We start from the raw sequence: 6,614 nt of genomic DNA on the forward strand, positions 1-6,614 counted from the left end.
CGGCCGCTGGTGCTGTTCAATCGGGCCATGACCCCAGGCGAGGACGCCGCACCGACGACCGAGTCGATGGGATCGCTGCTGGCGAGCCTCGACGACGCCGACCGCGAGACGCTCGAGCTCCGGCTCGAACGATGGCTCGACGACCTCGTCGCTGCCCTGCGCGTGCTCTATCCCGAGCACGACGTGTCGGCGCTCGCGCGGCGCCTCGTCGGTTCTGCCGTGGCCGGTTTCACGGCGCGCCCTGCCGAGCTGCGCCGGCTCGACGAGCGACGCCTCCTGCGCCCCGACTGGCTGCAGCAGCCGGGGATGTTCGGCTACGCCTGCTACACCGACCGCTTCGCCGGTGACCTCGACGGGATGCGGTCACGCGTCGACTACCTGCGCGAGCTGGGTGTCAGCTACCTGCACCTCATGCCGCTCCTGCGCCCACGCGACGGTGACAACGACGGGGGGTATGCCGTCCAGGACTACCGCACGGTGCGCGCCGACCTCGGCACCACCGAGGACCTCGAGCGCCTTGCGGGCGACCTTCGGGGAGAGGGCATCTCGCTCGTGCTCGACCTCGTGCTGAACCACGTGGCCCGCGAGCACGACTGGGCGGCCCGGGCCCGGGCGGGGGAGGAGCACTACCGCGACTACTTCCACGTCTACCCCGACCGCGTCATGCCCGACGCCTACGAGCGCACCCTCCCGGAGGTGTTCCCCGACTTCGCACCGGGCAACTTCACGTGGGACGACGAGCTCGAGGGCTGGGTCTGGACGACCTTCAACGAGTGGCAGTGGGACGTCAACTGGTCCAACCCCGACGTCCTCGTCGAGTACGCCGACATCGTGCTGCACCTCGCGAACCTCGGCGTCGAGGTGCTGCGCCTCGACGCGATCGCCTTCACCTGGAAGCGCCTCGGCACCAACTGCCAGAACCAGCCGGAGGTGCACGCCGTGACGCAGGCGCTGCGCGCGGTCGCCCGGATCGCCTGCCCGGCGCTCGCCTTCAAGGCGGAGGCCATCGTGGGTCCGCGCGACCTCGTGCAGTACCTCGGCCAGGGCGAGCACGCCGGCCGGGTCAGCGATCTCGCGTACCACAACAGCCTCATGGTGCAGGTGTGGTCGATGCTCGCGACGGGCAGTACCGGCCTGACCAAGGTCGCGCTGTCGGCCCTGCCCGCGACCCCGCCGAGCGGCACGTGGATCTGCTACGTCCGCTGCCACGACGACATCGGGTGGGCCATCGACGACGGCGACGCGGCGACCGCCGGGCTCGACGGTCACGCGCACCGCCGCTTCCTCTCCGACTGGTACGCCGGCGACCAGCCCGGCTCGTGGGCGCACGGCCTCGTCTTCCAGCACAACCCGGCCACCGGCGACAAGCGGATCAGCGGCACGGCGGCGGCCCTGACGGGGCTCTCCGACGCCGAGACCCGCCACGACGAGGTCGGCGTCGGCCTCGGCCTGGCCCGCCTCTTCCTCGCGCACGCCGTCGTGGCCGGGTGGGGCGGCATCCCCGTCGTGTGGAGCGGCGACGAGCTCGGCCTGCCGAACGACCCGCACTGGCAGGACGAGCCGGGCCACGAGGACGACAACCGCTGGGCGCACCGTGAGCGCATCGACTGGTCGCTCGCCGCCCGCCGGCACGACCTGACGACGACGGCCGGGAAGGTCTTCGGCGGACTGCGCCACCTCGCGGCCGTGCGCGCGAGCCTGCCCCAGCTGCACGCCTCGGCCCAGACGACGGTCGTGCGCGAGAGCGACGACGGCGTGCTCGTCGTCGTGCGCACCCACCCGAGCGGGCCCATGGTGTGCGTCTACAACGTGACCGCCTCGTGGCAGACCGTCGACCTGCGGCACGTCCACGGCGCCGGCATCACCCACGCGCACGACGCGCTGGGCGGGCACCCCGTCTTCGGCGGCCCCGACGGTCGCGCGGCGCTGAGCCCGTATGCCGCGTGGTGGGTCGTCGAGGCCCCGTCCCGGGTGCCGCACACCTGACGCACCACGGTTCTTGGTCAAGGTTGTGCGGTAACCTTTACCAAGGAGGTGGTCGGCGCATGGCTACCGCATGGCCGGCCCTCGGCACGCGCACCCTCGAGTGGCGCCCCGTCGAGGGGCTCCTCGAGGTGTCCCGCCGTGCCCGCCGCGCCCAACCGCGCACCTACGAGGCCGCCGTCGTGCGGCCCGTCGCCGAGGCGGGGCTCACGCTCTCGGGCGACCTCGCCGCCGACCTCGACGAGGCGACGCGCCTGCTCGCGGCCTTCGACGCCGGGGGCGCGGGGGAGATCGCCCCCTTCGCCTCCGTGCTGCTGCGCTCCGAGAGCGCGGCGAGCTCGCAGATCGAGAACCTCACGTCGTCCGCACGGGCCCTCGCCGAGGCGGAGATCGGCGAGGGCCACCGGGCCAACGCCTCCGTCATCCTCGCCAACGTGCGCACCATGCAGGCCGCCCTCGAGCTGGCCGGGCGGCTCGACGAGCAGGCCGTCCTCGCGATGCACCGCGCCCTCATGGCCCAGCAGAGCCAGCACCGCCCCGGACGCTGGCGCGAGGAGCAGGTCTGGGTCGGCGGCTCGCCGCTCCACCCCGCGGACGCCGACTTCGTGCCCCCGGTCGCCGCCGACGTGCCGGCCCTGATGGCCGACCTCGTCGCCTTCCTCGACCGGGACGACCTGCCGCCGCTCGCGCAGGCGGCCCTCGCCCACGCCCAGTTCGAGACGATCCACCCGTTCACCGACGGCAACGGGCGCACCGGACGGGCCCTGCTGCACTCCGTGCTGCTCCACACGGGCGTTATCCACCGGGTCACCGTCCCCATCTCGGCGGGCCTGCTCGCCGTGCGCGACGACTACTTCGCGGCCCTCGGCGCCTACCGGGCCGGGGACGCGGAGCCGATCCTGCGCTGCGTGGCGACCGCCGCGCGGCACGGCACCGTCATCGGCCAGGACCTCGTCGGCGAGCTGCGAGCCGTGCGCACCGGCTGGGACGAGCAGGTGCAGGCCCGGGCGGGCTCCGCCGCGCGCACGATGCTCGACCTGCTCGTGCGCCAGCCCGTCGTCACGGCGCGCGTCGTCGTGCGCGAGCTCGGGGTGTCGGCCCCCACCGCGCAGGCGGCGCTGCGTCGGCTCGTCGACGACGGCATCCTGCTCGAGTCGACGGGCCACCGGCGCAACCGCGTCTACCGGGCGCCCGACGTCCTCCGGGCCCTCGACGCGTATGCCGCAGGGCTGGGCCGCCGACGCCGGTGACCCGGGCGAGCCGGGCGGGCCGGCCGAGTGGCACGCGTGCCCGCCGGGGCGGTTCAGCGCGAAGAACGTTGCAGGACAGTCGATTCCACGACATCAGGGGACACGTCGACCCACGCGCCGTGTGGGTGGCACGAGCCGAGCACCACGGGCTCGAGCGCCTGACCGTCACGCCACCGGTGCAGCCCGAGCACGGTGTTGCCCTCGAGGCTCTCGGTCGGGGTGACGAGACCCGGCACGCAGTTCGGCGGCTCGGCGCTGAGCCAGCTGAGCGCGCGTCCGTGTGCTGCCACGTCCCCGAGGCGCTCGAGCACGTCGGCGCGCCGCGCGGGGTCGAGGTAGGTCAGCGCCCATGACGTGAGCACGACGACGTGACCGTCCGGGCCGGCGCCGTCAGCCGCCCGGGCCAGCGCTGCAGGCAGGTCGTCGACCATGTCACCGGCCACCAGCGTGGGCGGGTCTTCGCGCAGCAGCGCCCGGGCCGCCCGGAACCGCTCGACCCGACCGGGCACGTCGGGCCACAGGCAGGCCTCGAGCCAGCGCACGGCGTCGTCGTCAGCCACGTCGACGGGCGCCAGGTCCAGGCCGACGCGCGCCACGACGCGGGGGAGGCCGACGCCGTGGTCCACGAGACGGCGGGCCACGCCGTGACGGTCCACCCCCGAGCCGCGCACCGTCGAGCCGGGGTCGCCGAGGAGGACAGGGCGCGAACCCTCCCGGCCGTCCGCGGTCGTGAGCTCGACCGCGTAGCGCCCCACGCCGAGCAGCAGTCCCGCGCTCGCGCCGAGCTCGAGCAGGGCGACCGGGCGGTCGGGCACGTCCGCGACGGCGAGGGCCAGGCCGAGCGCGACGTAGACCGAGCGGTTGACCTCGTTGGTCTGCGTGCCGTGCGTGGCGATGCACGCCTCCAGCTCGGCTCGGTGCGCCAGGGCGAACTGCCGGACGTCAGGCCACGGGTCACCCTCCGGGATCGCCCCAGAACCGACGACGCTCGGATACCACTGTGCAGCAGGCGAATCGGGATGCTTCAGCACGAGGTCGTGCACGGCCGCGAGCCACAGCACCGGTCGCGCCTGACCCGACCGGGCCGAGAGCAACAGTGACGCCGCATCGTCGTCCTCCGACAGCTGCCGGCACAGCGCCGCGTAGAGGGGGAGCTCGGCGTACTCGGTCGCGAACTCGCCGAAGCGACGTCGGATCCGCGCGAGGCGGTCGGCCCGCTCGACGGCGCCGGCGGCGGGGGAGGGGGCGCTCATCGGCGCTCGAGCAGCACGATGACCTCGTGGTGCGCGGTCTGCGGGAACATGTCGAAGAGGCGGCCCTGCCGCGTCGTGAACGACGGCATCGCTGCGAGGTCGCGCGCGAGGCTCGTGACGTTGCAGCTCGAGTAGACGACGCGCTGGGCGTCGGAGCCCTCGAGCCAGCCGGCGAGCTGTGGCCCGATGCCGCGTCGGGGCGGGTTGACGACGACCGTCGCGGCAGCGCCGCTGAGCAGGTCGGGCTCGAGCGTCGAGAAGTCGGTGGCGTCACCGACCCGGAACCGCACGCGGGCCCCGGGTGCGAGCTGCAGCTGGCCGGCCGTCCGCTCCGCGCTGCGCACGGCGTCGGGGGAGAGCTCGACACCGAGCACCTGCCGGACGCCGGCCTGCGCGGCGTGGAGCGCGAATCCGCCCACGCCGCAGTAGAGGTCGAGCACCGCATCCGGCGTCGACTCGCGCATCCAGTCCTGCGCCTGGCGGTAGAGGCCCGCCGCGACGGCCGTGTTCGTCTGGAAGAAGCTGTTGGGCCGGAGGTTGAGGGCCAGCCCGTTGACCGGCATCGTCAGGACGTCGCGAGGCGTCAGGACGATCTCGGTGTCGCCCTCGAGGACGGCCTTGTGCTCGGGCTGGAGGTTGACCGACGCGACGGTCACCTCCGGCAGCTGCTCGAGCACGAGCGGCAGGCGCGACTCGAGCAGCGCGAGGTGGCGCCGGGAGCGCAGGACGAGCCGCAGCATCACCGCGCCGGCGGGTGAGCGCGTCAGTAGGACGTGCTTGAGCTCGCCGCGCCGCGAGGGCACGTCGTAGGGCTCGAGGCCCAGCGCGTCGACGACGTCGGCGACCCGGGGGATCAGCGCCTGCAGCTCCGGCTCGTGCAGGCCGCACGCGCGCAGGTCGACGCCCTGGCCTTCGGGGTCGAGGATGCCCAGGGTCACGGCGCCCGCGCGGCCGCCGGCGACGAGCTTGGCCTTGTTGCGGAAGGCGGACTCGGCGCTGGCGAACGGCTCGAGCCAGATCCCGTCGGGTGCGACGTCGGCCAGCGCCTGCGCGACACGGTCCTGCTTGTCGGCGAGCTGCACGGCATACGGCACGTTCATGAGGGTGCACGAGCGGCACCGGCGGGAGTCGAAGTAGTCACACTGCATCGCGCCCAAGGCTACGGCGAGATCGGTCGTTCTAGCGCCACCGGTAGACGACGAGGGGAGCCTCCGGATCGGCATAGTGACATAATTTCGATTATCGGCGTTCGTTGGAGCTTGGAATTATGGCTGAGGACTCCACCCAGGCGCGACCATGACGGCATCGACATCGATGCGGTTTCGCATCGATGCGGACGTTGCGTAGTTAGTGACCGTCAGCGTGTGGGCCCCGGGCGACATCGACGCCCGCCAGACAACGACCCGATTGGCGGGCGTAGGTGAGTACGTATCCACGATCTGCACCGGGCCGTCGTCGATGCTGAGAGCGACTGGAGCCCGGTTGCTGTTCTTCCCCATGACGATCGCGACATCTGCGCTGGCGGACACGGATGGAAGGTAGTACTTGATGGAGCTACCGGATGACGTCGAGTACCAGGTGCGCTGGGCGTCTGAGCACGAGCAGGGTGACGACTTCCACACCCCGGTCTTCGCCACGCCCAGAGGTTGATGCCACACGCCCGTGCCATCCTCTTGCCACACCAAGGCCGTGTTGAAGGCGGTCATTGCTGAGGACGCCGAGTTGCCCGCCTTGTCTCGCGCCACGACTCTGAAGCGTGACCCCACGTCGCCACCCCCGCAAGGCGACGTGGTGTCTTGACCGAACACTCCGTAGCTCCCAGGACCCGCGCTGGTCAGGGCAAGTTCTTGTGCCTCTCCGAACACCTCTTGAACTTGGAAGTCCCTCATTCCGCTTTGCGCGTCGCTTCCCGTCCAACTGAATTGCATTGGGGTCATGTAGTGCGAGTTCGCGGGATATCCCTCGCAACCCTCAATCCCGATGGTGCTCTGGATGCTCGTGCCGACGACGAAACGCAGAGGCGTGACGCTGTCGACGTCGGGTGAAAACTGACCCCTGATCGACGGGGCGGGTTCTAGTCAACGTCGCAACAAGGACGGACTTTCGGAGGCTAGCAGCGCGGCGAAGA

At 72.1% G+C, this 6,614-nt stretch carries 4 protein-coding genes; 2 read left to right on the top strand and 2 right to left on the bottom strand.

Translation table 11 applies throughout. The annotated features are described in order from the left end of the window. Positions 1-27 precede the first annotated feature (27 nt). Together ABD979_RS16810 and ABD979_RS16815 are read left to right on the top strand one after the other, a co-directional pair. Complete coding sequence (locus ABD979_RS16810) at positions 28-1,986, top strand: alpha-amylase family protein (RefSeq protein WP_345508661.1); 1,959 nt, start codon at positions 28-30, stop codon at positions 1,984-1,986. A gap of 59 nt (positions 1,987-2,045) precedes the next feature. Next, positions 2,046-3,233: a Fic family protein gene (locus ABD979_RS16815; protein ID WP_345508662.1), complete on the top strand. Its 1,188-nt coding sequence runs from the start codon at positions 2,046-2,048 to the stop codon at positions 3,231-3,233. A gap of 53 nt (positions 3,234-3,286) precedes the next feature. Here the strand turns inward: ABD979_RS16815 and ABD979_RS16820 are convergent, their stop codons facing one another. After that, on the bottom strand, positions 3,287-4,486 hold the full coding sequence (locus tag ABD979_RS16820) for a DUF2332 domain-containing protein (protein ID WP_345508663.1): 1,200 nt from the start codon (positions 4,484-4,486) through the stop codon (positions 3,287-3,289). Then, positions 4,483-5,634 (bottom strand): methyltransferase domain-containing protein, encoded by a 1,152-nt coding sequence (locus tag ABD979_RS16825; RefSeq protein ID WP_345508664.1) that lies wholly within the window; start codon positions 5,632-5,634, stop codon positions 4,483-4,485. Before ABD979_RS16825 ends, ABD979_RS16820 begins: the two co-directional genes overlap by 4 nt. Between the last annotated feature and the right edge of the window lie 980 nt (positions 5,635-6,614).

It is taken from the genome of Terrabacter aeriphilus, assembly GCF_039542985.1.
Classification (GTDB): Bacteria; Actinomycetota; Actinomycetes; order Actinomycetales; family Dermatophilaceae; genus Terrabacter; species Terrabacter aeriphilus.

What these genes read in the sequence shown, in the direction of transcription:
- ABD979_RS16810 (WP_345508661.1), top strand. Translation starts at nt 28, where the DNA reads ATGACCCCAGGCGAGGACGCCGCACCGACGACCGAGTCGATGGGATCG.
- ABD979_RS16815 (WP_345508662.1), top strand. Translation starts at nt 2,046, where the DNA reads ATGGCTACCGCATGGCCGGCCCTCGGCACGCGCACCCTCGAGTGGCGC.
- ABD979_RS16820 (WP_345508663.1), bottom strand. Translation starts at nt 4,486, where the DNA reads ATGAGCGCCCCCTCCCCCGCCGCCGGCGCCGTCGAGCGGGCCGACCGC.
- ABD979_RS16825 (WP_345508664.1), bottom strand. Translation starts at nt 5,634, where the DNA reads ATGCAGTGTGACTACTTCGACTCCCGCCGGTGCCGCTCGTGCACCCTC.